Genomic DNA, 23,642 nt, shown 5'->3' on the forward strand with positions numbered 1-23,642 from the left:
TTCGGGTTTTCGGATATCCGCCCGGGGCGGCTTACAGCTGCGGCGGCACCATGGTGAAGCGGGCGTTGATCTGGGCGTGGACGCGTTGGCGCTGGGGTTCGAGGTCGAGGGGGGCCGGGGTTTCCTCGGGGGTGCCGGCGTAGGCGGCTGAGCGCATGCGGCCGGGGGCCTGGGGGTAGGCCGGCGGGGTGCTCTCGGCGCCGATGTCGGCGAGTTCGACGAGGGCGGAGAGGGTGGTGCCGAGGGCGTCGGCGTACTCACGGGCGCGTTGGACGGCTTCGTGGACGGCCTTCTTCCTGGCCTCGCGGTGGGCGGGTGAGTCGGGGCGCAGGGCCCACCAGGGGCCGTCCACGCGGGTGAGGTCGAGGTCGGCGAGGCGGGTGGTGAGTTCGCCGAGGGCGGTGAAGTCGGTGAGTTCGGCGGTGACGCGGACGCTGCCGTGGTAGGTGCGGACGCGTTCGCCGCGGCCGTGTTTGGTGAGTTCCGGCGTGATGGAGAAGGCGCCGGTCTCCAGGCGTTCGACGGCGTCGCCGTAGGACTTGACGAGGTCGAGGACGCCGGCGTTGCGGCGGGTGAGGTCGTCGAGGGCGGAGCGCCGGTCGCGGCCGCGGGCGGCGACGGTGATGCCGATGCGGGCGATCTCGGGGTCGACTTCGAGGCGGGCTTCGCCGCGGACGGCGATGCGGGGGGCCTCGGGTGTGCCGTAGGGGACGGCGGGCTGGGAGGCGTCTGGCGTGGCCGCGGTCATACGCCCCACTCTGTCATGTCTGGGCTGGTTGGGGGCCGGGAAGCTCGGGGCCGAGTCATCAGATCGCAACCTGCCGGGTCTGTTGCGGCCGGTCATGGACGGGTCAGAATCTACGCGCGTCATCTACGCGCGTCGTTCACAGATTCCGCAGGGGAGCCAGACATGCCGTTGAACCGCCGGAAGTTCCTGGAGAAGTCCGCCGTGACCGGGGCGGGGGTGGCGCTGGCCGGTGCGGTCTCGGCGCCGGGTGCGCAGGCGGCCGAGGCGAAGCGGGGCGCCAAGCGGTACGCGTTCACCGTGCTGGGGACGACGGACCTGCACGGCAACGTCTTCAACTGGGACTACTTCACGGACAAGGAGTTCGACGACAAGGACCACAACGACGTCGGCCTCGCGAAGGTCTCGACGCTCGTGAACCGGGTCCGTGCGGAGAAGGGCCGCCGCAACACGCTGCTGATCGACGCGGGCGACACCATCCAGGGCACGCAGCTGTCGTACTACTACGCCAAGGTCGACCCGATCACGGCCGTGGGCGGCCCGGTGCACCCGATGGCGCAGGCGATGAACGCCATGGAGTACGACGCGGCGGCGCTCGGCAACCACGAGTTCAACTACGGCATTCCGGTGCTGCGGAAGTTCGAGCAGCAGTGCCGTTTCCCGCTGCTGGGGGCGAACGCGCTGGACGCGAAGACGCTGCGGCCGGCGTTCGCGCCGTACAGCATGCACCGGCTGCGCACGCCGCACGGGCGGGACGTGAAGGTGGCGGTGCTGGGGCTGACCAACCCGGGCATCGCCATCTGGGACAAGGCGAACGTGCAGGGGAAGATGACGTTCCCGGGTCTGGAGGAGCAGGCGGCGAAGTGGGTGCCGAAGCTGCGGTCGCTGGGTGCGGACGTGGTCATCGTGTCGGCGCACAGCGGTTCGTCGGGGACGTCGTCCTACGGTGACCAGCTGCCGTACATCGAGAACGCGGCGGGCCTGGTGGCGGAGCAGGTGCCGGGGATCGACGCGATCCTGGTCGGGCACGCGCACACGGAGATCCCGGAGTACTTCGTCACGAACAAGAAGACCGGCAAGAAGGTCGTGCTGTCGGAGCCGCTGAAGTGGGGTCAGCGGCTGACGCTGTTCGACTTCGAGCTGGTCTGGGAGAAGGGCTGCTGGAAGGTCGAGAAGGTGGGCGCGAAGGTCCTGAACTCCAACACCGTGGAGGAGGACCCGAAGATCACGAAGCTGCTCTCCGACGAGCACGAGAAGGTCGTGGCGTACGTCAACCAGGTCATCGGCACGAACGCGGCGGAGATGACGTCGGCCGAGGCGCCGTACAAGGACGTGCCGATCATCGATCTGATCAACCACATCCAGGCCGACACGGTGAAGCAGGCGCTGGCGGGCACGGAGCACGCCGCGTTGCCTGTGCTGTCGCAGGCGGCGTGCTTCTCGCGCAGTGCGCGGATCCCGGCGGGCCAGGTGACGATCCGGGACGTGGCGGGTCTGTACGTCTTCGAGAACACGCTGGAGGCGCGTCTGATGACGGGCGCGCAGATGAAGGCGTATCTGGAGTACTCGGCGAACTACTTCGCGCAGACCGCGCCGGGCGCCGCGGTGGATCCGGCGAAGCTGACGAACGCGAACGGCACGCCGGACTACAACTACGACGTGGTGAGCGGACTGTCGTACGAGATCGACATCGCGAAGCCGGCCGGTTCGCGGGTGACGAATGTGCGGTTCGAGGGGCAGCCGCTCGCGGACGACGCGCAGTTCGTGTTCGCGGTGAACAACTACCGGGCCAACGGCGGCGGGAACTTCCCGCATGTCGCCGCGGCCCGGTTGCTGTGGTCGAACTCGGACGAGATCCGCAACACCATGATCGCCTGGGTGAAGGCGAAGGGGTCGATCGACCCGGCGGCGTTCGCGGCGGTGGACTGGAAGCTCACGCGGGAGGGCACGCCCGTCTTCTGAGGCGGGTGCCTCTGAGGCGGGTGCCTCTGAGGCGGGTGCTTCGTCACCTTCGGTCGTCGACGAGCGGGGTCAGTGCGGGTGCCTCGCGGGGCGGCGGGACGTGGGCCCGCTGGGTGAGGCCGAAGGTGGTGAAGGCGGTGCGGGCGGGGAGTGCGTAAGCTTCCCCGCCCGTCAGTGCGTTGAGGATGATCGCGCTGCGCCAGGCGGCGAGTCCGAGGTCGGGGGCGCCGACGCCGTGGGTGTGGGTTTCGGCGTTCTGGACGTACACCGTGCCGGTGACGGACGGGTCGAGGACGAGCCGGTGGTCCTCGTCGATGCGGGGGCGTTCCTGGTTGTCGCGGCGCATGTAGGGGTCGAGGCCGGCGAGGATCCGGTCGAGGGGGCGTTCGCGGTAGCCGGTGGCGAGGACGACGGCGTCGGTGGTGCAGCGGGAGCGGCTGTTCTGCAGGTCGTGCTCCAGGTGCAGTTCCACTTTGGTCGTGGCGATCCGGCCTGCGGTGCGGACGCGGACGCCGGGGGTGAGGACGGCGTCGGGCCAGCCGCCGTGCAGGGTGCGACGGTAGAGCTCGTCGTGGACGGCTGCGATGGTGGCGGCGTCGATGCCCTTGTGCAGCTGCCACTGGCCGTCGACGAGCCGGTCGCGGGTGGATTCGGGCAGGGCGTGGAAGTAGCGGGTGTGGTCGGGCGTGAAGTGCTCCAGGCCGAGCTTGGAGTACTCCATGGGGGCGAAGGCCTCGGTGCGGCCCAGCCAGTGCAGTTTCTCGCGTCCGGCGGGCCTGTTGCGGAGCAGGTCGAGGAAGATCTCGGCGCCGGACTGTCCGATGCCGACGACGGTGACGTGCTCGGCGGCGAGCAGGGTGGCGCGGTGGTCGAGGTAGTCGGCGGCGTGCAGGACGGGTACGCCGGGGGCCTCGACGAGGGGTTTGAGGGGGTCGGGGACGTGGGGCTCGGTACCGATGCCGAGGACGACGTTGCGGGTGTAGGTGCGGCCGAGGGCCTCGGCTTCTCCGTCGGTGTCGAGCTGGGTGTAGTCGACTTCGAAGACGTCGCGTTCGGGGTTCCAGCGGACGGCGTCGACCTGGTGGCCGAAGTGCAGGCCGGGGAGGCTCTCGCTGACCCAGCGGCAGTAGGCGTCGTATTCGGCGCGCTGGATGTGGAAGCGCTCGGCGAAGTAGAAGGGGAAGAGCCGTTCGCGGGACCTGAGGTAGTTGAGGAAGGTCCAGGGGCTGGTGGGGTCGGTGAGGGACACCAGGTCGGCGAGGAACGGGACCTGGATGGTGGCGCCTTCGATGAGCAGGCCGGGGTGCCAGCCGAAGGCGGGGCGCTGGTCGTAGAAGACGGTGTCGAGGCCGCCGAGAGGGTGGGCGAGGGCGGCGAGGGAGAGGTTGGCGGGGCCGATGCCGATGCCGACGAGGTCGCGGGGGGCGTCGGGTTCGGGGGCCGGAGCGGGGTTCATCGGGGCGTGTGTCCTTCCACGAGGGTGGCTCGGCTCGCTGCCGCGAGGTGCAGCAGGGCGGCCAGGTCGTCGGGCCCGGTTGCGGGGTTGAGGAGGGTGGCCTTGAGCCAGAGCCGGCCGTCGAGGCGGGCCCGGCCGAGGACGGCGGAGCCGTCGGTGAGCAGCGCGCGGCGTACGGCGGCGACGGTGGTGTCGGTGGCGCCGGTGGGCCGGAACAGCACGGTGCTGATGACGGGCGGGGCGTGCAGGTCGAAGCCGGGGTGTGCGTCGACGAGGGCGGCGAACTCGCGGGCGTGGGCGCAGACCTGGTCGACGAGCGCGCCGAGGCCGCTGCGTCCGAGGGTTTTGAGGGTGACGGCGAGTTTGAGGACGTCGGGGCGGCGGGTGGTCCTGAGGGACCGGCCGAGCAGGTCGGGCAGGCCGGCCTCGGTGTCGTCGTCGGCGTTCAGGTAGTCGGCGCGTTGCCGCAGGGCGGTGAGGTCGCGGGCGTCGCGGACGGCGAGGAGGCCGGCGGCGACGGGCTGCCAGCCGAGTTTGTGCAGGTCGAGGGTGACGGTGTCGGCGGTGTCGAGGCCGGTGAGCCGGGTGCGGTGCCGGTCGCTGAAGAGGAGGCCTCCGCCGTAGGCGGCGTCCACGTGCAGCCGGGCGTTGTGGGCCCCGCAGTGGGCGGCGATCTCGGGCAGCGGGTCGATGAGGCCGGCGTCGGTGGTGCCGGCGGTGGCGGCGACGAGCAGGGGCCCGTTCAGGCCGGTGAGGGCCCGGTCGAGCGCGTCGGGGTCGAGGGTGCCGTGCGGGGTGGGTACGACGACGGGCTGGGGCAGGCCGAGCAGCCAGGCGGCGCGGGGCAGGGAGTGGTGGGCGTTGGCCCCGTAGACGAGCCGGACGGTTGCCCCCTGGGATTCTCGGGCGAGGAGCAGGGCGAGCTGGTTGGCTTCGGTGCCGCCGGTGGTGATGAGGGAGTCGGGGGTTGCCGGTGTGCCGGTTCCGTGGATCTCGCGGGCCAGTGCCGCCGTGATCAGCCTCTCCAGTTCCGACGCTCCCGGGGCCTGGTCCCAGGAGTCCAGGGAGGGGTTGAGGGCGGAGGCCGCGAGGTCGGCTGCGGTGGCCGCGGCGAGCGGGGGGCAGTGGAGGTGGGCGGCGCACAGGGGGTGGGCGGGGTCGGCGGCGGTCCGGGCGAAGGCGTGGACCAGGGTGCGGAGGGCGTGCGGGTCGCCCCGGTCGGGGAGGACGTCTCCCACGGCGTCCCGCAGCCGCGCCGCGACCTGCTCCGGGCCGCCCGCGGGCAGCGGCCCGCCGCGGGCCCGGGCGCCGGTGTCCAGCGCGTCGAGCACGGTGTGAAGCAAGGGCCGCAGGGCGTGCGGGCCGTCGGGGCCCGATGCGAGGGGCGGCGTGCTCATGGACTGACCTCCGGGGCGCGGGTGGCGGCACGCCCGGAGAGCCCAACGATCCAACCCGGGTGGAGGTACTTCTGCGCACGGGTGCCAGTTCTCGAAACCGGCCGCGGGGGCCTCGGGGCCGGGACGGCTTCTGGGCTTGGGCCCTCGGAGCCGGGACGGCTTCTGGGCACGGAGTTGGTTCTTGAACCCGGCCATATGGGTTCGGGCACTGGGCGACTTCTGTCCGCGGGTGTCGGTCCTGGAATCCGGCCGCATGGTCCTCGGGGCGCGGTCGATCTCTGTCGACGGGTGTCGGTTTGTCGATAACGACTGTGGAGGCCTCGGGCCCGGGCCGATCGCAGCCCCATGGCCCGGGGCGGGAGGGGGCGGCCGGGCCGCCGTGACAGCGGAAGGACGGCCGCACCGAGCGGGGCCGGGCCGACTACCGGGCGCTGGCGGCGGCTCTCGAACCCGGCCGATGGGCCCCCGAGCCCCAGCCAGTCGCGGCCCCCACCGCCCGGGCAGGAAGGACGGCCGGAGACGCCGCGACGGCGGAATGCGACCACACCCAGCGGAGCCGGGCCGACTACCGGGCGCTGGCGGCGGGTCTCGAACCCGGCCGTATGGCCGGGCCCGGGCCCGGGCGCAGCCCCGGGACGGGAAGGACGACCGGAACACTGCGACAGCGGAAGGGCGTCCGCCCGCAGTCCGGCGAAGGCCACTCCCCGCGCCGAGCGCGCCGTCAGGCCGCCCGGGCTCCCGGGACCCGCAACGCCCCCCTTCAGTCGTCCCGTTGGTCGACGAGTTGCGGCGCAGCGCGAGGATCAGTACTCGAAGCCGGCGATGTGTCCCCCGGACCCGGGCCGGTCGCGGCCCCATGGCCCGGGGCGGGAAGGACGGCTGGGACGCCTCGACGGCGGAAGGGCGGCCGGCCGAGCGGGGGCGGGGCGCTGCCCGTCCCGTGCACGTCGTCGGGCATCCCGGGCCCCTTGGACCCGGAGCACCCCCCTCAAGTCGCCCAGGTGCGCGGCGCGAGGGTCGGTTCTCGAACCGGCAGCCGTATGGGCTCCCGAGCCAGGGTCGGTCGCGGTCCCTGGCCCGGGGCGGGAACGGTGGCCGCCCCCGTGCCCGTCGTCAGGCCTGCCGGGCTCCCTGGACGCGGAGCGCCCGCTTCAAGTCGTCCAGCTGGTCGACGAGTTTGCGGCGCAGTGCGGGGGTCGGGGTGCCGTCGTGCAGGCAGGTCTCGCCGAGGTGGAGGTTGTCCGTGTCGACGGCGTGTGCGGGGAAGGCCCAGCGGCCCGCCGCCTCCGCCATGGCGGGGCCACGGCGGTCGGCGACGGCGACCGCGTCCGGGTAGTAGCGCGCGACGTACTCGCGTACCAGGTCGGCCTGTTCGGGCTGCCAGAAGCCGCGGGCGGTGGCGGTGAAGAGGTAGTTGGACAGGTCGTCGGAGCCGAACATGGCCTCCCAGGCGCGAGCCTTGGCCTCCGGGTCGGGCAGGGCGGCGCGGCAGCGGGCGGCGCCCTCCTGGCCGGTTGCGCTGGGGTCGCGTTCCAGTTCGGCGGCGATGGCGGCCTCGTCGGTCGCGCCGAGGACGGCGAGCCGGGCGAGTACGCGCCAGCGCAGCTCGGGGTCGAGTTCCGGGCCGCCGGGGACGGTGCCGTCGGCGAGCCAGGCGGCGATGGTGTCGGGGTGGGCGGCCACGTCGATGCGGTGGCGTACGGCGATCAGGCGCAGGCCGGGGTTGTCGCCGTCCTCGGTGCGGCGGATGAGGTCGCGGCACAGTTCGGAGAGGGTGGCGAGGGCGGCGGGCCGCTCGTCGGGGGCGAGGTAGCGGTCGGCGATGTAGGTGGAGGCGAAGGCGAGGACGCCTTGGACGATGGCGAGGTCCGTCTCCAGCGGGAGGTGGGCGCGGGCGGTCTCCAGGTAGGCGCCGGGGGCGAGTTCGCCGTCGCGGACGGCGTCCCGCAGGGCGTTCCAGACGACCGCGCGGGTGAGCGGGCGGGGCAGGCCGGACAGGTCCTTGCGGACGGTCTCGAAGGATTCGGGGTCGAAGCGGACCTTGGCGTAGGTGAGGTCGCCGTCGTTGAGGAGGAGCAGGGCGGGGCGCTTCCCGATGGGGTGGGCGTCGGTCTGCGGGAGGTCCAGGTGGAGGCTTTCGCGCAGGACGAGCTGCCCGCCGTCGTCGCCGAGGTCCCGGTCGTAGAGGCCGGCGGCGATGCGGTGCGGGCGGCTGCCGGCCCGGTCGACGGTGAGGGCGCAGGTGCCGTGCTCGCCGGGGGTGATCCGCGGGGTGAGGGTGTCGACGCCGGTGGTGCGCAGCCAGGCGTCGGCCCAGGCGTGGACGTCGCGGTCGGTGGCGCTCGCGAGGTTGTCGATGAAGTCGGCGAGGGTGGCGTTGGCGAACTTGTGCCGGGCGAAGTGGGTGTTGATGCCGGCGAGGAAGTCCTTCTCGCCGAGCCAGGTGACCAGTTGCCGCAGTGCGCTGGCGCCCTTGGCGTAGGAGATGCCGTCGAAGTTGAGCAGGGCGGAGGCGGTGTCGTCGACGGCCTCGGGGGCGACGGGGTGGGTGGAGGGGCGCTGGTCGGCGTCGTAGCCCCAGGACTTGCGGGTGACGCCGAAGTCGGTCCAGGTGTCGGTGAAGCGGGTGGCTTCGGTGAGGGTCTGGTAGCCCATGTACTCGGCGAAGGACTCGTTCAGCCAGATGTCGTCCCACCACTTGAGGGTGACGAGGTCGCCGAACCACATGTGGGCCATCTCGTGGGCGATGACCATGGCGCGGGTCTGGCGTTCGGTGTCGGTGACGGCGGAGCGGTAGACGAACTCGTCGCGGAAGGTGACGAGGCCGGGGTTCTCCATGGCGCCGGCGTTGAACTCGGGGACGAATGCCTGGTCGTAGGAGTCGAACGGGTAGGGCTCGTCGAACTTCTCGTGGTAGCGGTCGTAGCACGCGCGGGTGACGTCGAGGAGTTCGTCGGCGTCGGCGTCCAGGTAGGGGGCGAGGGAGCGGCGGCAGTGCAGGCCGAAGGGCAGGCCGCGGTGTTCGGTACGCACGGAGTGCCAGGGGCCGGCGGCGACGGCGACGAGGTAGGTGGAGATGAGCGGTGTGGGGGCCGCTTTCCATACGCCGTCGGCCTGTTCGGTGATGCCGTTGGCGAGGACGGTCCAGTCCTGCGGGGCTTTCACCGACAGTTCGAAGACGGCTTTCAGGTCGGGCTGGTCGAAGGCGGCGAAGACCCGCTGGACGTCGTCCATGAACAGCTGGGTGTAGACGTAGGTCTCGCCGTCGGTGGGGTCGGTGAAGCGGTGCATGCCCTCGCCGGTACGGGAGTAGCGCATCCGGGCGTCCACGCGCAGTTCGTGCTCGCCTGCGGTGAGGCGGGGCAGGGCGAGCCGGTTGCCGTCCAGGGTTTCCGGGTCCAGGGGGTGTCCGTCGAGGGTGACGGAGCGCAGCTCGGCGGGCTTGAGCTCGACGAAGGTGGTGCCGTCCGCACGGGCAGCGAACCTGATCAGGGTGCGGGAGTCGAAGGTCTCGTCTCCGCCGGTCAGGTCGAGTTCGATGGTGTAGCGGTGGACGTCGAGGAGCTCTGCTCGGGTCTGCGCTTCGTCGCGCGTCAGTACGGACATGCGAGACATGCTGCCTGATGGCGTCGGCGACGCACAGAGGCGGATCGGTACGTGCCCAATGTCCGGTCTACGTGCGGTCCTTTTCGAGTTCCCCGGCGTGCGCCCCCATGGGTCGCTGTGTCGGTACGCGCGCGTCGGGGTGCGGCAGGCCGGGGCGGGGGTGTGCGGCGGTCTCGGTGTGCTCCCCGGTGAGGGCGCGCAGGCGGCGCACTTCCCGTTCGAGGGCGAGGTGGCGCCGGTGGGCGTCGTAGAGGTAGCGGACCTTGGTGCGCAGGGCCCAGGGGTCGACGGGTTTCAGGACGAGGTCGGCGACGCCGAGGCCGAAGGCGGTGGTGGTCAGTTCGTGGTCGGCGCCGAAGCCGGTGAGCAGGATGACGGGGATGTGCTGGGTCTGTTCCACGCGCCGCATGTAGCGCACGACCTCCAGTCCGCTGACGCCGGGCATGCGGACGTCGAGCAGGAGCAGGCCGACCTGGCCGCGCAGCACCTGTTTGAGTGCCTCGTCGCCGCTGGTGGCCCGGCCGAGCTGATAGCCCAGCGGGGCCAGGGCGCTCTCCAGCGCGTACAGCGTGTCCTCGTGGTCGTCGACGATGAGGATCCTGGTATCCGACGGCATGGCCCGACGCCCCTCCCTCGTGGAGGACCAGAGTAAGTCCGGGACGCTGACGGGGTGTGCTCGTCAGCTGACATGCTGTGCACAGCGCAGCATGCCGCGTGCGGGCCGCCGTGTCACTCCCCCCGGGGCGTGCGTGAGGTCAGTTGGCGCCGGTGGCGGAGCCGTTGAGCGTCTCGTCCGCGATGCGCTCGTGGTGGCGGATGACCTCGGCGACGATGAAGTTGAGGAACTTCTCGGCGAAGGCCGGGTCGAGCTTGGCGTTTTCGGCCAGGGAGCGCAGCCGGGCGATCTGGCGGGCCTCGCGGGCCGGGTCGGCGGGCGGCAGCTGGTGCCGGGCCTTGAGGTGGCCGACCTGCTGGGTGGCCTTGAAGCGCTCGGCGAGCATGTGGACGACGGCCGCGTCGATGTTGTCGATGCTGTCGCGCAGCCGGGCGAGCTCTTCGCGGACGGCGGGGTCGGCGTCGGGGGAACCGGTGTTGCTGGTGGTCATGGGGCGTCAGCCTACGGGGATCACGCGGGGTGGCCGCCGGCCGTCTCATCCTTCGGCGGTGAGAGTCGTTTGTGGAAGTAGATGTCCTCGTGGCCGCCGGGGACGCCCCGGATGCGGGCCCGTTCCTTGAAGCCGAGCGTCGGGTAGAAGGCGGGTGCCTGGAAGCTGTACGTGGAGACGATCATGTCGGTGCAGCCGCGCCGGGCCGCCTCGGCCTCCGCCGCGCGCATCAGCCGGCTTCCCCAGCCGGAGTGGCGCCGGCCCTCCCGGATCCAGAGCATGTCCACGGAGCACAGGGTGCCCCAGGTCCAGGCGGTGAGCCCGCCGACGAGGTCGCCGGTGTCGTCGGTGACGCGGACGGAGAGGGGTTCGGTGACGGCGCCGCCGGCTGCGGCGGTGTTGAGGGCGGTCAGCTCCTCGTCGAGCCGTTTTTCGAGGTCGTCGTCCTGGCCGCCCACCCGGAGCGAGGCGGCGACGGTGTGCTGTTCGCTGGTCACGGCGCGGATTCTGCCGGAGGTGCCGGGGGGTGACGACTGGTTTTCGCCGTCCGTGCGCCCGTCCGCCGCGAGGGGGCGGCGACCGGCTTTCGCCGTCTGCGCGCCGGTCCGCGAGGGGGCTCGTCCTCGTACAGTGGAACCGGGTTCCGGGGCGTCCTTGGGGGTGAGGCGTGGCGAGCGACGGGCCGGTCGAGCACGGTTACCCGCATCTGGAGACGGTGCGGGCCGCCATCACGGCGCTGTACAAGCGGCTGTCGTACGACACCGTCCGGACGTTCGAGACCAGCGTGCTCCCCGTCGACGTGGCGTTCTGCGACACCGACGACCTGTATCTGGGGGCGCAGCGGGTGGCGCACGAGCTGGTGCGGCACTACCGGCTGCCGGATGCCCGGCTGATCGTGAGTTTCCGGGAGATGCGGCACGCGGCGAACGTGGAGCTGGCGGCGGGGCCGGAGTACTTCGTGGAGCTGAACGACCGGTTCCGTACGCATCGGCGGGACATCGGGGCGGCCCTCGCGCACGAGGTGATGCACGTGTACCTGCATCGTCTGGACCTGTCCTTCCCGGGCGTCCGGGACAACGAGATCCTCACGGACACGGCGACGACGTATCTGGGCGCGGGGTGGCTGCTGCTGGACGCGTACCGGGAGGACGGGGCGTCGTCGCAGAAGCTGGGGTATCTCACGCCGGAGGAGTTCGGGTACGTGCTGGCCAAGCGGGCGCTGGCCTTCGGTGAGGACCCGTCGGTGTGGTTCACCAGTGCGCAGGCGTACACGGCGTACGTGAAGGGGATGGAGCTGGCCCGCCTCGACGAGCGGCAGCCGCCGCTGACGGCGGCGGGTTGGGCGGGGCGCCGGCGGTACGCCCGGGACCGGCGGCACGGGTCGTCGGGTCCGCCGCAGCCGGGCGTGCGGTACGCGTTCTCCCCTGACGGGGGCGGGCGGTTGCGGGTGTCGTTCCCCTGCCCCACGTGCCACCAGCGGATCAGGGTGCCGGTACGGGGCCGGGTCCGGGCCCGGTGCGCGCTGTGCCGCAGCGTGCTGGAGTGCGACACGTAGGGCGGGCCGGGTGGGAGTTCACGCGCCCGGTCCCGGTCGTCAGTGCCGGTGATCGCCGCTGGTGATCTGCCGGTACTCCTCCACCGTCGGCTTCTCGATCCGCGCGTCGGGCCCGAACATGGCCTTGGCGAGGCGGGCTCGCAGTCGCTCGGAGCGCTTGACCTTGCGGCGGACGCCTCCCGCGTCGACCTCGCGCCCGACCTCGTACGGCGGGTTCTGCTCGTGCTGGGTGAGCGTGTGCAGCTCGGCCTGCGCGAGGGGCTCGTGGACCTCGATGTACTCGCCGGTCGGCAGCCGTTTGATGGTGCCGGTCTCCCGGCCGTGCAGGACTTTGGCGCGGTCGCGGCGCTGCAGGCCCATACAGATCTTCTTCGTGACGATGAACGCGGCGACCGGCAGCACGAACACGCCGATCCGCACGAACCAGGTGATCACGTTGATGGACAGATGCAGATGGGTGGCGACGATGTCGTTGCCGCCGCCGATCAGCAGCACCCCGTACAGGGTCAGCCAGGCCACGCCGAGGCCGGTGCGCACGGGTGCGTTGCGCGGCCGGTCGAGGATGTGGTGCTCGCGTTTGTCGCCGGTGATCCAAGCCTCGATGAAGGGGTAGAGGCCGAGCGCGAGCAGGATCAGGGGGAAGAGGGAGAAGGGAATGAACACGCCGAGGGCGAGGGTGTGGCCCCAGAGGTTGATCTCCCATCCCGGCATCACCCGGATCAGGCCTTCGGAGAAGCCGAGGTACCAGTCGGGCTGGGCGCCGGTGGTGACCAGGTCGGGGCGGTAGGGGCCGAAGGCCCACACGGGGTTGATCTGGGCGATCGCGCCCATCACCGTCAGGACGCCGAAGACGAGGAAGAAGAAGCCGCCGGCCTTGGCCATGTAGACCGGCAGGAAGGGCATCCCCACGACCGACCGCTCCTTGCGTCCGGGGCCCGGGAACTGGGTGTGCTTGTGGTAGAAGACCAGGATCAGGTGGGCGGTGACCAGGCCCAGCATGATCCCCGGCAGCAGCAGGATGTGGACGGGGTACAGCCGCGAGATGATGTCCTCGCCCGGGAACTCCCCGCCGAACAGGAAGAACGACAGGTACGTCCCGACGATCGGGATCGACAGGATGGCGCCCTGCGCGAAGCGGATGCCGGTGCCGGACAGCAGGTCGTCGGGGAGGGAGTAGCCGGTCAGGCCGGTGATGATGCCGAGCATCAGCAGGGTCCAGCCGAAGAGCCAGTTCAGCTCGCGCGGCTTGCGGAAGGCGCCCGTGAAGAACACCCGCATCATGTGCACCAGCATGCCGGTGATGAAGACCAGCGCCGCCCAGTGGTGGATCTGCCGGATGAGCAGCCCGCCGCGCACGTCGAAGCTGATGTCCAGCGTGGACTCGAACGCCCTGCTCATCAGGACGCCGTTGAGTTCCGTGTAGGAGCCGTTGTAGACGACCTCCTGCATGCTGGGCTCGAAGAACAGGGTGAGGTAGACGCCGGTGAGGATCAGCACGACGAAGCTGTAGAGGGTGACCTCGCCCAGCATGAAGGACCAGTGGTCCGGGAAGACCTTGCGCATGTTGGCCTTGGCCAGGGCGTAGAGCCCGAGCCGCCCGTCCGCCCAGTCGGCGAGCTGCTCGCCCTTGCCCGCGGGCGGCCTCCGGTGGGCGGAGTCCGTCCCGTACACCCGTCGTGCGCCGTCGTCGCCCATGCGTCGTCGCCTCCCCGTCGGATCCTTCCCAGCGTGGCACGGCGTCGTGGTCGTGCAAACGGGGCGAGGGGAGGGTTCGGCCAAGGGGACCAGCGGCCGGCTCAGCGAGCGGTGGGCTCCCGCACGATCCCCTGTGCCCGTGCGGCCACGAGCCACTTCGGGAACTCGCCGACCAGCCGGTCGTACAGCTCGGCGTCCGACACCTTCCGCGGGTCCTCCCCCGCGTGGAAGAACCCGGCGTTGTCGACGGTCCGCTTGCCCGGTACGGCCAGCTCGTCGAGCTTGCGCAGGAAGTCGAACTGCTTGCTGCCCGGGTCGCCGAACCCGATGAACTGCCAGAACAGCGGCAGTCTCGCGGCCTTGCACAGGTACCGCTCCGCGGCGAGCTTGTTGATCGGCCCGCCGTCGGTCTGGAACACGACCAGGGCGGGCTCGGCCGTCCCGCTGTCGAGGTAGTGGTCGATCACGGCGTCCATGGCCAGGTGGTAGGCGGTCTTGCCCATGTGGCCGAGCCCGGACACGATCCGCTCGATCCTGCCCTGGTGGCCGGCGAGCGCGATGTCGGTGACGGCGTCGACGTCCGTGGAGAAGAACACCACGGGCACGGTGCCGTCGTCGTCCAGGTGCGCGGACAGGCCGAGCACCCGGTCGGCCAGCGCCTGGACGCTGCCGTCCTTGTAGTAGGGCTTCATGGAGCCGGAGTAGTCGACGACGAGGTAGACCGCGGCCCGCAGTCCGTCGAGGCCGTGCTGGGTGAGGGACACCCCGGCGCTCTTGTAGAGGTTCACCAGCGCGGGAGCGGTCTCCTGGACCTTGCTCAGACTGATCGCGACCATGGCCCGCATCCTCTCACTCTTCGACGACCACCCCGTCGCTCAGCTCCAGCACCCGGTCGGCCAGGCCGAGGAGTTGGGGGTCGTGGGTGGCGACGAGGGCCGTGACGCGCTCGCTGCGGACCACGGCCCGCAGCAGCTCCATCACCGCCAGGCCGGTGGCGGCGTCGAGCTGGCCGGTCGGCTCGTCGGCGAGCAGCAGGGCCGGCCGGTTGGCGAGGGCCCGGGCGATGGCGACCCGCTGCTGCTGTCCGCCGGACAGCTCGGCGGGCCGCTGCGTCTCATGGCCGGCCAGTCCCACCAGGGCCAGCAGCAGCGCCACCCGTTCCTCGCGTTCGCGCGGCTCGGCCCGGCGCAGCCGCAGCGGCACGCCCACGTTCTCGGCGGCGGTGAGGATGGGGATGAGCCCGAAGGACTGGAAGACGAAACCGATCCGGTCGCGGCGCAGTGCCAGCAGCTCGCTCTCGCCGAGCGCCGACAGGTCGGTGCCGCCCACGACGACCCGGCCGCTCTGCGGGGTGTCGAGGCCGCCGATCAGATGGAGCAGCGTCGACTTGCCGGAGCCCGAACGGCCCTTGAGCGCGACCAGTTCCCCGCTGCGGACGGTGAAGGAGGCGCCGCGCAGCGCGTGTACGGCGGCGGCCCCCGTGCCGTAGGAGTGGTGCAGGTCCTCCACCCGCAGCATCGGCCCACCGGACGCGTCGTCGGCGAGGGCGGCGCCGGTTCCCGGACTGGTGTTCTCGGTCATCACCGCATCCCATACGGAAGCGGTCCGCATGGTCAAGAGCCGGACGACCCGCGTTCGAACTCATGTGCCGTGCAGCGAACTCCGTGATATGCATGCCGGGTTGGGGGATCTGAGGCTCGCGCATCGGGTGGGGGAAGAGTGACGGGCTTACTGCTGCTGCGCCTGCGCGCGCACCGGCTGCTGCTCACGGCCGCCCTGCTCGCCGTCCTGCTGACCACCTCGGTGCTCGCCGCCCTGACGGCCTACTCCGGCTCCGTGGGGAATGCGGCGCTGCGCGGCGCCCTGGGCGGCCGGGCCGCGGCCTCCGCCTCCCTCGTCGTCGAGGCGGACGTGCCCCGGGAGCGGCGGGACGCGGCGCAGCGGGCGGTGGTGCGCGGGGCGCGGGACGCCTTCGGCGGGCTGCCGGTGACCGTGCGCAGGCTGGAGCGGTCCGGGCCGTACGCGCTGCCCCGGTCCCTGCAGAGCGCCGAGGCCCGCGCCGGGGAGCCCGACCTCACGCACCTCGCCGCCCTCGACGTGTCACGGATCAGACTGCTCTCGGGCACCCTGCCGGGCCCGGCCCCGGCGTCCCGCGCGGCCGCGGTGCCCGTGGCCCTGCCCGAGGCGGCCGCCGACCGGCTGGAGCTGCGGCCCGGAGCGCGGGTCACGCTCACCGACCGGCTGGGCGGCGATCCGCTCCGGGTCCGGGTGACCGGCGTGTACCGGGCGGCCGACGGTTCCGATCCCTACTGGCAGGCCGACACCCTGGGCGGCCGGGGCATCCGCACGGTCGCCTTCACCACGTACGGGCCGCTGCTGACGCACGGGTCGGTGCTCGCCTCCGGCCGCGCCTCCGAGGACGCCACCGGCTGGGTGGCGACGGCCGGCTTCGGCACCCTGACGACCGACGGCATCGGCGCGCTGCGCTCGGCGGCGGTCCGCGCGGCCGGGGCGCTGCGCGACGACCCGGCGCTCGGGGGCGACGCGGACGTGCGCACGGGGCTGCCCGAGGTGCTCGACCGGACCGAACGGGGCCTGCTGGTGTCCCGGTCGACGCTGATGATCGTCTCGGTGCAGCTGGTGCTGCTCGCCGGGTACGGGCTGCTGCTGGTGGCGAGGCTGCTGGGCAGCGAACGGGCGGGTGAGACCGAGCTGCTGCGGGCCAGGGGCGGATCGCGCGGCCGGATCGCCGGGCTCGCCGCGCTGGAGGCGCTGCTGCTGGCGGTCCCGGCCGCCGTCTGTGCCGCGCTGCTGTCGGGCCCGCTGGCCCGGCTGCTCGCGCGGTGGTCCTCGCTCGACGGGATCGGGCTGCGGCTCAGCGCCACCCCGGCGGGCGGGGTGTGGCTGGTCGCGGGCGGGGTGGCGGCGGCCTGCGCGGTGGCGGTGGTGGCGCCCGCGCTGGCGGCGACGACGGGAACTCCGGTACGGCTGCGGCGGGTCCGGGCCGCGACGTCGGCCGCGCCCGTGCGGGCCGGAGCCGATGTGGGGCTGCTGCTGATCGCGGGTGTGGCGTACTGGCAGCTCGACCGGCAGACCGACGCGACCGGCGGCGGCGTGCTCAGCCGGGACCGGGCCGGGGAGCTGGGCATCGATCCGCTGCTGGTCGCGGCGCCCGCGCTGGCGCTGCTGGCGGGCACGGTCCTGACGCTGCGTCTGCTGCCGTTCGTGGCCCGGCTCGCGGAGCGGCGGTCGGCGAGCGGGCGTGGACTGCCGGCGGCGTTGGCGGGCTGGCAGTTCAGCCGGCGTCCGCTGCGCGGGGCGGGACCGGTGCTGCTGCTGGTCATCGCGGTGGCGACGGGCATGCTGGCGATCGGGCACGGTGCGTCCTGGGACCGGTCGCAGGAGGACCAGGCCGACTTCCGGACGGGGGCCTCCGTACGGGTGCTCGACTACCGGCCGGGCAGCCCCGGGCAGACGGGTCTGTACGCCTCGCTGCCCGGCGCGGTGGACGCCGCTCCCGCGCACCGCGCCACCCTGAGCCTCTCCGGGGACCGCCGGGCGACGGTCCTCGCCCTGGACACGTCCCGCGCCCGGGACGGGATGCTCATGCGCGGCGACCTCGCCGGACAGCCCCCGGCTCGGCTGCTGCGGGCCCTGGCCCCGCCCGCCCCGGAGGGGGACCGGGCCGTGCGGCTTCCCGACGGCACCCGGCGGATCGCCCTCGACGTGCGGATCACCGACGAGCGGGCCCGGACGAAGCGCTCCCCCTCCGATCGCGCACCGCTGCTCACGGTGGTCGTGGAGGACCGGTACGGCATCGCGTACCGGCTGGGCGGCGGCACCGTCCCGGTAGACGGCCGGGTCCACCGGGTGGCGCTCGACCTGGACGGAACCGCGGCGGGCCGCCGCGCGGCCCCGGCCGGGCCGCTGCGGCTGACCGGGTTGCAGCTCGACGACACCTCTCCCGTCGGCCGCGCCGAGCGGCACCGGTTCACCGTCGAGCGGCTGCTCGCCACCGGCGGCGACGGCGCCGCGCGGACCGTCGCCCTCGCTGCCGGGACGCGGTGGCAGGGCAGCCGGGTCGTGACGCAGAACGGCGAGGTCGTCTCCCGTGCGGCCACCAGGCCCGCCGCGGCGGGAAGCGCGCCGCTGGCCGTGTCGTACGGCACCGGCGCCGACCGCGGCGACGGCTGGGGCGCCCAGCCGGTCTTCACCGTCCGCGTCGACACCGCCGGCGCCGAGGTGCCGCGCAGCCTCTCCGCCGTCGCGAGCCGGGACTTCCTGCGGGCGGCGGGAGCCCGGCCCGGCGACACCATCGACGTACCGCTGTCCGGGGAACAGCTGCGCGTGCGGATCGTGCGGTCGGTCCAGGAGCTGCCGACCACCGCCACCGACCTGGCCGGGGAGACCCTGTCCGGTGGGGCGCTGCTGCTCGATCTGCGGGTCGTCGACGCCGTGCTGGCGCAGCGGGCCAGCACGCCGCTCACCCCCACCGAGTGGTGGGTGAGCACCGCCCCGGGCAAGGAGGCCGAGGTCGCAGCGGCGCTCAGGGAGCGCCCCGACCTCGAACCCGGGCAGGTGCTGGTGCGGGACGAGGCCGCGGCCGAGCTGCTGCGGGATCCGCTCGGCGCCGGGCCGCGTTCGGCGCTGACGGCGGTGGCGGTGGCGGCCGCGGCCCTCGCCGCCGGGGGGTTCGCGGTGAGTGCCGCCGGGGCGCGGCGGGAGCGGTCCGCGGAGTTCGCGGTGCTGCGCGCCCTGGGCGCGCCCCGCCGGGATCTCGCCCGGCTGGTCGCGACGGAGCAGAGCCTGCTCATCGGTGCCGGTCTGCTCGCCGGACTCGGCCTCGGCACGGTCCTGACCCGGGCCGTCGTCCCGCTGATCGTGCTGACCTCCGGTGCCGCCCGGCCTCTCCCGCCGGTCCTCGTCGAACTCCCGGTGCTTCAGGTGGCGCTGCTCCTCGCGGGGGTGGCCGCCCCGCTGCTGCTGATCACCGTCGCGTCGGCGCTGCGCCGTGCCGAGCCGGCCGTCGCGCTGCGCCACCAGGGGGAGGACTGAGATGCCGCCGAACGCACAGGGAGCCTCCTGGGTACGGACCCGGCTTCGGGCCGCGCCCTGGCCCGCCGTCGTCTTCGGTGTGCTGGTGCTGGTCACGGCGTTCCTCGCGGCCGTCCTGCCCCGGGCCGTGGAGGCGTACGAGACGGACGGGCTGCGCGAGGCCGTCGCGACCGCCGCCCCCGAGTCGACCGTGCTGGAGCTGAAGACGGAGCAGCCCGGACTCAACCGTCCGGAGGAGGCCCGGGCCGACGAGGTCCGGCCGGATGCGCTCGCGGCGGTCTACGGCCGGGCGCGGGCGCTGCTGCCCGAGCCGCTGCGGGTGGACCCGGCCGAGTCGGCGTACGGGGTGCGCACCGGCAAGAGCCTTCAGGCGCTGGACGCGTGGCTGCCCCGGCCCGACGGGCTGCTGCCCCGCTTCACCCTGCTCGCGCAGTCGGGAGCCGCCGCTCACGCCACCGTGCGGGAGGGCCGGCTGCCCACCGCCGACGGTTCGGTGAGCGTGGACACCCGGTCGGTGGAAGGGGCCGTGACCGCCGAGACGGCCCGCACGCTGCGGCTGCGGACCGGTTCCACCCTCACGCTGGACGGCTTCACGGACGGACCCCTGACCGTCCGCGTCACCGGCGTCCTCCAGCCCCGGCATCCGGAGCGGAGCTACTGGTCCGCGGAGCCGGTCCTGCGGACACCGGCCATGGCGAGCGACGGCGGCCGTCCGCCGCAGTTCTACTGGGAGGCGGGCGTCCTGCTGGCGCCGGGTGCCGCCCCGGCCCTGCTGGGCGGTCAGGGAGAGCCGGAGCGGTACTGGCGGTTCGCGCCCGCGACCGGGCGGCTGACCGGGGCGGACACCGCGGCCCTGGCCGACGGGATCGCGTCCTTGGAGGACGGGCCCGCCCTGGTGCGGATGCGCGGCGTCGCCGGTCCGACAGCGCAGCTGTCCACCGGCTTGGAGCAGGTCGTGGGCGCCTACGCCGAGACGCGTGACGCCGTCGCGCCGGTGGTCGCCGTGGCGGCCTTCGGGATCGCCGCGGTCGCCTTCGTCGTCCTGGTGATGAGCGGTGGCCTGGCCGCCGCCCGCCGCGAGGGGGAACTCGCCCTGCTGCGGGCCAGGGGCGGCTCCCTGCGCGGCATCGCCGGGCGGCTGCTGGCCGAGAACGCGGTGCCGGCGGTGCCCGCGGCGGCGTGCGGTCTGCTGCTCGCCGTACTCGTCGTGGACGAGGCCCGGCTGCTGCCCGCCGTGCTCGGGGCGGGTGCCGTGGCGGTGCTCGCCTGTGCCGCGCTGCCGGTGCGTGCGGCGGTGGCGCATCGCAGGCCCCGGGCGCATCAGGGGCGCGACGACCTGGCCCGGGCCCGGCCCGGCGGGCGCCGTACGGTCGCCGAACTGACCCTGCTGGTACTGGCCGCCGGCTCGGTGCTGACGCTGCGCCGCCGCGGCCCGGCCGGGGACGGTGATCTGCTGGTGAGCGCCGCCCCGGTGCTCGTCGCCCTGGTGGCGGCGCTGGTCCTCGTCCGGCTGTATCCGCTGCCCCTGCGGTGGGCCGCGGGCCCGGCCGGGCGGCTGCGCGGGGTGGTGGGGTTCCTGTCGCTGGCCCGTGCGGGCCGCTCACCGGCGGCGGTCGCCACGCTGCCGCTGCTCGCCCTGCTGACGGCCCTGACGACGGCCGCGTTCGGGGGGTCCGTGCTGGCCGGCGTGGCGGACGCCCGGGACCGGGCCGCGCTGCTGGAGACGGGCGCGGACGCCCTGGTCACCACCGCCGACGGCTCCCCGCTCCCTGCGGGACTGGCGCCGGCGGTCAGGGAGGTGGCGGGCGTGCGGCAGGTGACCGCCGTGGGCACCGTGTTCGCCTCGGAGAGCGCGTCCGACGAGGCGCGGTCGCTGACCGTGGCCGGGGTCGAGCCGGACGCGTACGGGGAGCTGGCCGGGCGGATGGGGCTCGGCGGCTTCGAGGCCGGCCGGCTGCGGATACGGGACGGGGTGCTGGACGCGGTCGCCTCCCCGGAGGTCGCCGAGCGGCTCGGGCGGGCACCGCACCGGATCGTCACCGACGCCGGGCCTCTCACGGTGCGGATCACCGCGGTGCGTCCCCGCACCCCGGCCGTCCCCGACGGCGAGTTCCTCCTGGTCGACGCGGCGGGACTGAAGGACTCGGCCGGCCCGTCGACGCTGCTCGCGGCCGGTGCCGGGCTCGACACGAAGGCGCTCCGGGCGGCCGTGCGCGGCGCCGGTTCCGGCCTCTCGGTGACCCTGCGGAGCGAGGCACGGGCGGCGCTGTCCGACGCGCCGTTGCAGGCCGGTGCCGAACGGATCTACCTCTGGGCCGTCGCCGCGGGCGCGGGTTATGCCGTGCTCGCCCTGGTGCTCGGCCTGGTGCGGTCCGCGCCGGAACGGGCCGCGCTGCTGGCCCGGCTGCGCACCCTCGGTATGACGACCCGCCAGGGGCGTCACCTGCTCGGCCTGGAGGCGCTGCCCCAGACGCTGCTCGCCGCCGGCGGGGGCATGGCCGTCGGCTGGGCGACGGTGGGGCTCCTCGCCCCGGGCATCGACCTGGACCGGCTCGCCCTGGCGGACACGTCCGGCGTCACGCCGCCGGATGCCGTGCTGCGGACCGACCTGTGGTCGCTGGCCCTGCCGGCCGCGGGCGCGATGCTGCTGGCGGGGGCGGTGGCCGTCGCGCAGGCCTGGTGGGCGGGGCGCCGGACACCGATCAGCCACCTCAGGGCGGGAGACATGCGATGAGCGGTACGACGGAGTCGCTGGAGGAACTGGAGCGGCGGGTGGCGCGGCGCCGCGAAGGGCCGGCGTACGGGCACGACGCCCTGATCGCCTGCGACCGGCTGGTGCGGATCTTCGCCCGGCGCGGCGGCGGGGACGCGGTGGAGGTGCAGGCCCTCCAGGGACTCGATCTCCTGGTGCGGGAGGGCGAGTTGATGGCCCTGGTGGGAGCGTCCGGCAGCGGCAAGTCGACGTTGATGAACATCCTCGCGGGTCTGGACGTCCCGACCGCGGGGGCCGCGAAGGTCGCGGGCCGCGATCTGCTGGCGATGGACGCGAAGGCGCGCTTGCGGTACCGGCGTGAGGTGGTGGGCTTCGTCTGGCAGCAGACGGCACGCAACCTGCTGCCGTATCTGACGGCCGCTCAGAACGTCGACCTGCCCATGCAGCTGGCGGGCGTCTCCCGGCGGAAGCGGGCCGGGCGGGCGGACGAGCTGCTGTCCCTGCTCGGCGTCGCGGACTGCCGGGACCGGCGGCCGCAGGCGATGTCCGGTGGTCAGCAGCAGCGCGTCGCGATCGCCGTCGCCCTCGCCAACTCCCCCGCCGTCCTGCTCGCCGACGAGCCGACCGGCGAGCTGGACTCGGCGACCGGGCAGCAGGTCTTCGCGGCGTTCCGCCGGGCCAACGAGGAGCTGGGCACGACGATCGTGATCGTCACGCACGACCAGGCGGTCGCCGGTGAGGTCCGCCGCACGGTCGCGATCCGTGACGGCCGCACCTCGACGGAGGTGCTGCGCCGTACGGAGGTCGACGAGACGGGCCGGGAGTCCCTGGTGGCCCGGGAGTACGCGATGCTCGACCGGGCGGGCCGCCTCCAGCTGCCGGCCGAGTACACGGCGGCCCTGGGCATGGCGGACCGGGTGCTGCTGGAACTGGAGGAGGACCACATCCAGGTGTGGCCGGACAGGAACGGAAGCCGGGGCGGGAACGGCTGAGGACATCCGACCGGGCGTCCGTCGCCCGGTGGTAGCCGGTCTTCCCATGTGCCCGAGCCCCGCCACGGGCCGGTCGGTCCGCCCCTGGTGGACGGACAGCGCCTGCACACTGCCGTCCTTGCGGTACGGCCTCATCGAGCCGGAGTAGTCGGCCACGAGGTGGACCGCGGCTCGCAGCCTGTCCAGGCCGTGCTGCGCGAGGGGACGCCCCGGCGCGCTTGCAGAGGTCGGCCAGCGCGGGAGCGGCCTCTGGCGCCTACGACCTGCCGGTGGACGCGCGCGGACGCCGGCGTACGCTTACGCGCCCCTGGACCTGGCGCCGCGCCGGTGCGGGTGGGGGCGTGGGTCGGGCCGCTGGTGCTCCAGGCGGCCGGGACGGCGGGGAACGTGACGGAGCTGACAGGCAGGGTGACCCCAGTGAAGCGTACCGGTGTGGCGTTCTTCGTCGCCGTTCCCCTGGTCGCCACGGCGGCCTACTTCCTCGTACCCGCGGACTCCGCCGAGCCCGTGGTGAAACCCTCCGTGTCCGCCGCCCAGGCGGCCCGGGAAGAGGCCAAGGACCGGGCCGAGGAGGAGCGGGCGGAGGACGACAAGGTGATCGCCGGGCTGCCCGCGGGCCTGGCCGCCCCGGAGAAGAAGGAACTGGCTCTGCGGATCGTGGCGAGCGCCCACCAGTCGACGCTGAACTGGCGCGCCCTCTACGGCTCCATCGAGGACCTGGAGGACGGGCGGGGATACACCGCCGGGATCGTCGGCTTCTGCACCGGCACCCACGATCTGCTCGCCCTTGTCGAGCGCTACACCGAAACCCACCCGGACAACGGCCTGGCCCGCTACCTGCCGGCCCTGCGCGAGGTCGACGGCACGGATTCCCACGCGGGCCTGGACCCCGGCTTCACCGCGGCCTGGAAGAGGGAGGCGAAGCTCCCGGCCTTCCGCAGGGCCCAGGACGAGCACCGTGACCGTGTCTCCTTCGACCCGGCGGTCCGCCTCGCCAAGCTGGACGGCCTGGGCACGCTCGGCCAGTTCGTCTACTACGACGCCCTGATCTTCCACGGCCCCGACGCCGGCCCCGAGGGCTTCTACGGCCTGCGCGAACGCGCGCTGCGCGTGGCGGACACGCCGGCCGAGGGCGGCAGTGAGAAGGCGTACCTGGACGCCTTCCTCGACATCCGCCGTACCGCCATGGCCACCGAGCGCATGGACACGAGCCGCCTCGACACCGCCCAGCGCCGTTTCCTGAACGAGGGCAACCTGCGTCTCGAGACGCCGCTGGAGTGGGCCGTCTACGGGGACACGTACAAGGTGCCGTGACCAGGGCCCGTAAGGGGCGTCGTGCCCGCCCGGGGAAAGCGACGGC

General features: G+C 73.4%; 16 protein-coding genes and 1 pseudogene. 6 read left to right on the forward strand and 11 right to left on the reverse strand.

The genetic code is table 11. The features are described 5' to 3' along the window. Window positions 1-31: 31 nt before the first annotated feature. A complete protein-coding gene (locus RFN52_RS10020; protein ID WP_184845228.1) occupies window positions 32-748 on the reverse strand; it encodes an SIMPL domain-containing protein in 717 nt (238 codons plus the stop codon). Window positions 749-910: 162 nt separating this feature from the next. Between RFN52_RS10020 and RFN52_RS10025 the strand changes: the two genes are divergently transcribed. Next, entirely contained in the window at window positions 911-2,707 is a 1,797-nt protein-coding gene (locus RFN52_RS10025) for a bifunctional metallophosphatase/5'-nucleotidase (protein WP_184845230.1), read from the forward strand. A 43-nt stretch (window positions 2,708-2,750) separates the two neighbouring features. Here RFN52_RS10025 and RFN52_RS10030 read toward each other — a convergent pair whose 3' ends face one another. From RFN52_RS10030 to RFN52_RS10055, 6 genes are all read right to left on the reverse strand, one after another. Next, window positions 2,751-4,163 (reverse strand): lysine N(6)-hydroxylase/L-ornithine N(5)-oxygenase family protein, encoded by a 1,413-nt coding sequence (locus RFN52_RS10030; RefSeq protein ID WP_184845232.1) that lies wholly within the window; start codon window positions 4,161-4,163, stop codon window positions 2,751-2,753. Continuing rightward, window positions 4,160-5,560, reverse strand: coding sequence for a pyridoxal phosphate-dependent decarboxylase family protein (locus RFN52_RS10035; RefSeq protein WP_184845234.1), 1,401 nt, complete (start codon window positions 5,558-5,560; stop codon window positions 4,160-4,162). The genes RFN52_RS10030 and RFN52_RS10035 overlap by 4 nt, the downstream gene beginning before the upstream one ends. Window positions 5,561-6,673: 1,113 nt before the next feature. Continuing rightward, window positions 6,674-9,166 (reverse strand): aminopeptidase N, encoded by a 2,493-nt coding sequence (gene pepN, locus RFN52_RS10040; protein ID WP_184845236.1) that lies wholly within the window; start codon window positions 9,164-9,166, stop codon window positions 6,674-6,676. 67 nt (window positions 9,167-9,233) lie between these two features. Continuing rightward, complete coding sequence (locus RFN52_RS10045) at window positions 9,234-9,782, reverse strand: response regulator (RefSeq protein WP_184845238.1); 549 nt, start codon at window positions 9,780-9,782, stop codon at window positions 9,234-9,236. A 139-nt stretch (window positions 9,783-9,921) separates the two neighbouring features. Continuing rightward, the gene (locus RFN52_RS10050; protein ID WP_184845240.1) at window positions 9,922-10,272 is read right to left on the reverse strand and encodes a chorismate mutase; all 351 of its coding nucleotides are present in this window, start codon (window positions 10,270-10,272) and stop codon (window positions 9,922-9,924) included. A 20-nt stretch (window positions 10,273-10,292) separates the two neighbouring features. Next, a complete protein-coding gene (locus RFN52_RS10055; RefSeq protein WP_229856210.1) occupies window positions 10,293-10,769 on the reverse strand; it encodes a GNAT family N-acetyltransferase in 477 nt (158 codons plus the stop codon). Window positions 10,770-10,939: 170 nt separating this feature from the next. Here RFN52_RS10055 and RFN52_RS10060 point away from each other — a divergent pair, with 170 nt between their 5' ends. Further along, window positions 10,940-11,827: a hypothetical protein gene (locus RFN52_RS10060; RefSeq protein ID WP_184845242.1), complete on the forward strand. Its 888-nt coding sequence runs from the start codon at window positions 10,940-10,942 to the stop codon at window positions 11,825-11,827. Between the two features lie 39 nt (window positions 11,828-11,866). On the opposite strand, the gene qcrB is transcribed toward RFN52_RS10060, so the two are convergent. The 3 genes from qcrB to RFN52_RS10075 form a co-directional block, all read right to left on the reverse strand. After that, a complete protein-coding gene (qcrB, locus tag RFN52_RS10065; RefSeq protein ID WP_184845244.1) occupies window positions 11,867-13,522 on the reverse strand; it encodes a cytochrome bc1 complex cytochrome b subunit in 1,656 nt (551 codons plus the stop codon). A gap of 101 nt (window positions 13,523-13,623) precedes the next feature. Next, window positions 13,624-14,358, reverse strand: a complete 735-nt coding sequence (locus RFN52_RS10070) for a vWA domain-containing protein (protein ID WP_184845246.1) — start codon at window positions 14,356-14,358, stop codon at window positions 13,624-13,626. Window positions 14,359-14,371: 13 nt separating this feature from the next. Then, on the reverse strand, window positions 14,372-15,103 hold the full coding sequence (locus RFN52_RS10075) for an ABC transporter ATP-binding protein (protein WP_184845248.1): 732 nt from the start codon (window positions 15,101-15,103) through the stop codon (window positions 14,372-14,374). A gap of 138 nt (window positions 15,104-15,241) precedes the next feature. Here RFN52_RS10075 and RFN52_RS10080 point away from each other — a divergent pair, with 138 nt between their 5' ends. The 3 genes from RFN52_RS10080 to RFN52_RS10090 are packed head-to-tail and all read left to right on the forward strand — an operon-like array spanning window position 15,242 to window position 22,282. After that, complete coding sequence (locus RFN52_RS10080; RefSeq protein ID WP_184845250.1) at window positions 15,242-18,577, forward strand: FtsX-like permease family protein; 3,336 nt, start codon at window positions 15,242-15,244, stop codon at window positions 18,575-18,577. A 1-nt stretch (window position 18,578) separates the two neighbouring features. Further along, window positions 18,579-21,311 (forward strand): thioesterase domain-containing protein, encoded by a 2,733-nt coding sequence (locus RFN52_RS10085; protein WP_184845252.1) that lies wholly within the window; start codon window positions 18,579-18,581, stop codon window positions 21,309-21,311. Then, on the forward strand, window positions 21,308-22,282 hold the full coding sequence (locus tag RFN52_RS10090) for an ABC transporter ATP-binding protein (protein ID WP_184845254.1): 975 nt from the start codon (window positions 21,308-21,310) through the stop codon (window positions 22,280-22,282). Before RFN52_RS10085 ends, RFN52_RS10090 begins: the two co-directional genes overlap by 4 nt. A 4-nt stretch (window positions 22,283-22,286) precedes the next feature. On the opposite strand, the pseudogene RFN52_RS10095 reads toward RFN52_RS10090, so the two are convergent. Beyond that, window positions 22,287-22,517: pseudogene (locus RFN52_RS10095) on the reverse strand (toxic cation resistance protein); the annotation flags it as partial. 182 nt (window positions 22,518-22,699) lie between these two features. On the opposite strand from RFN52_RS10095, the gene RFN52_RS10100 reads away from it, so the two are divergent. Further along, entirely contained in the window at window positions 22,700-23,596 is an 897-nt protein-coding gene (locus RFN52_RS10100; RefSeq protein WP_184845257.1) for a chitosanase, read from the forward strand. Window positions 23,597-23,642 lie beyond the last annotated feature (46 nt).

Source organism: Streptomyces collinus, assembly GCF_031348265.1.
GTDB classification, from domain to species: domain Bacteria; phylum Actinomycetota; class Actinomycetes; order Streptomycetales; family Streptomycetaceae; genus Streptomyces; species Streptomyces collinus.

Excerpts from the sequence above, each read along its gene's own strand:
- qcrB (WP_184845244.1), bottom strand. The coding sequence starts at position 13,522 with ATGGGCGACGACGGCGCACGACGGGTGTACGGGACGGACTCCGCCCAC.
- RFN52_RS10070 (WP_184845246.1), bottom strand. The coding sequence starts at position 14,358 with ATGGTCGCGATCAGTCTGAGCAAGGTCCAGGAGACCGCTCCCGCGCTG.
- pepN (WP_184845236.1), bottom strand. The coding sequence starts at position 9,166 with ATGTCCGTACTGACGCGCGACGAAGCGCAGACCCGAGCAGAGCTCCTC.
- RFN52_RS10020 (WP_184845228.1), bottom strand. The coding sequence starts at position 748 with ATGACCGCGGCCACGCCAGACGCCTCCCAGCCCGCCGTCCCCTACGGC.
- RFN52_RS10085 (WP_184845252.1), top strand. The coding sequence starts at position 18,579 with ATGCCGCCGAACGCACAGGGAGCCTCCTGGGTACGGACCCGGCTTCGG.
- RFN52_RS10025 (WP_184845230.1), top strand. The coding sequence starts at position 911 with ATGCCGTTGAACCGCCGGAAGTTCCTGGAGAAGTCCGCCGTGACCGGG.
- RFN52_RS10050 (WP_184845240.1), bottom strand. The coding sequence starts at position 10,272 with ATGACCACCAGCAACACCGGTTCCCCCGACGCCGACCCCGCCGTCCGC.
- RFN52_RS10030 (WP_184845232.1), bottom strand. The coding sequence starts at position 4,163 with ATGAACCCCGCTCCGGCCCCCGAACCCGACGCCCCCCGCGACCTCGTC.
- RFN52_RS10035 (WP_184845234.1), bottom strand. The coding sequence starts at position 5,560 with ATGAGCACGCCGCCCCTCGCATCGGGCCCCGACGGCCCGCACGCCCTG.
- RFN52_RS10075 (WP_184845248.1), bottom strand. The coding sequence starts at position 15,103 with ATGACCGAGAACACCAGTCCGGGAACCGGCGCCGCCCTCGCCGACGAC.
- RFN52_RS10045 (WP_184845238.1), bottom strand. The coding sequence starts at position 9,782 with ATGCCGTCGGATACCAGGATCCTCATCGTCGACGACCACGAGGACACG.
- RFN52_RS10090 (WP_184845254.1), top strand. The coding sequence starts at position 21,308 with ATGAGCGGTACGACGGAGTCGCTGGAGGAACTGGAGCGGCGGGTGGCG.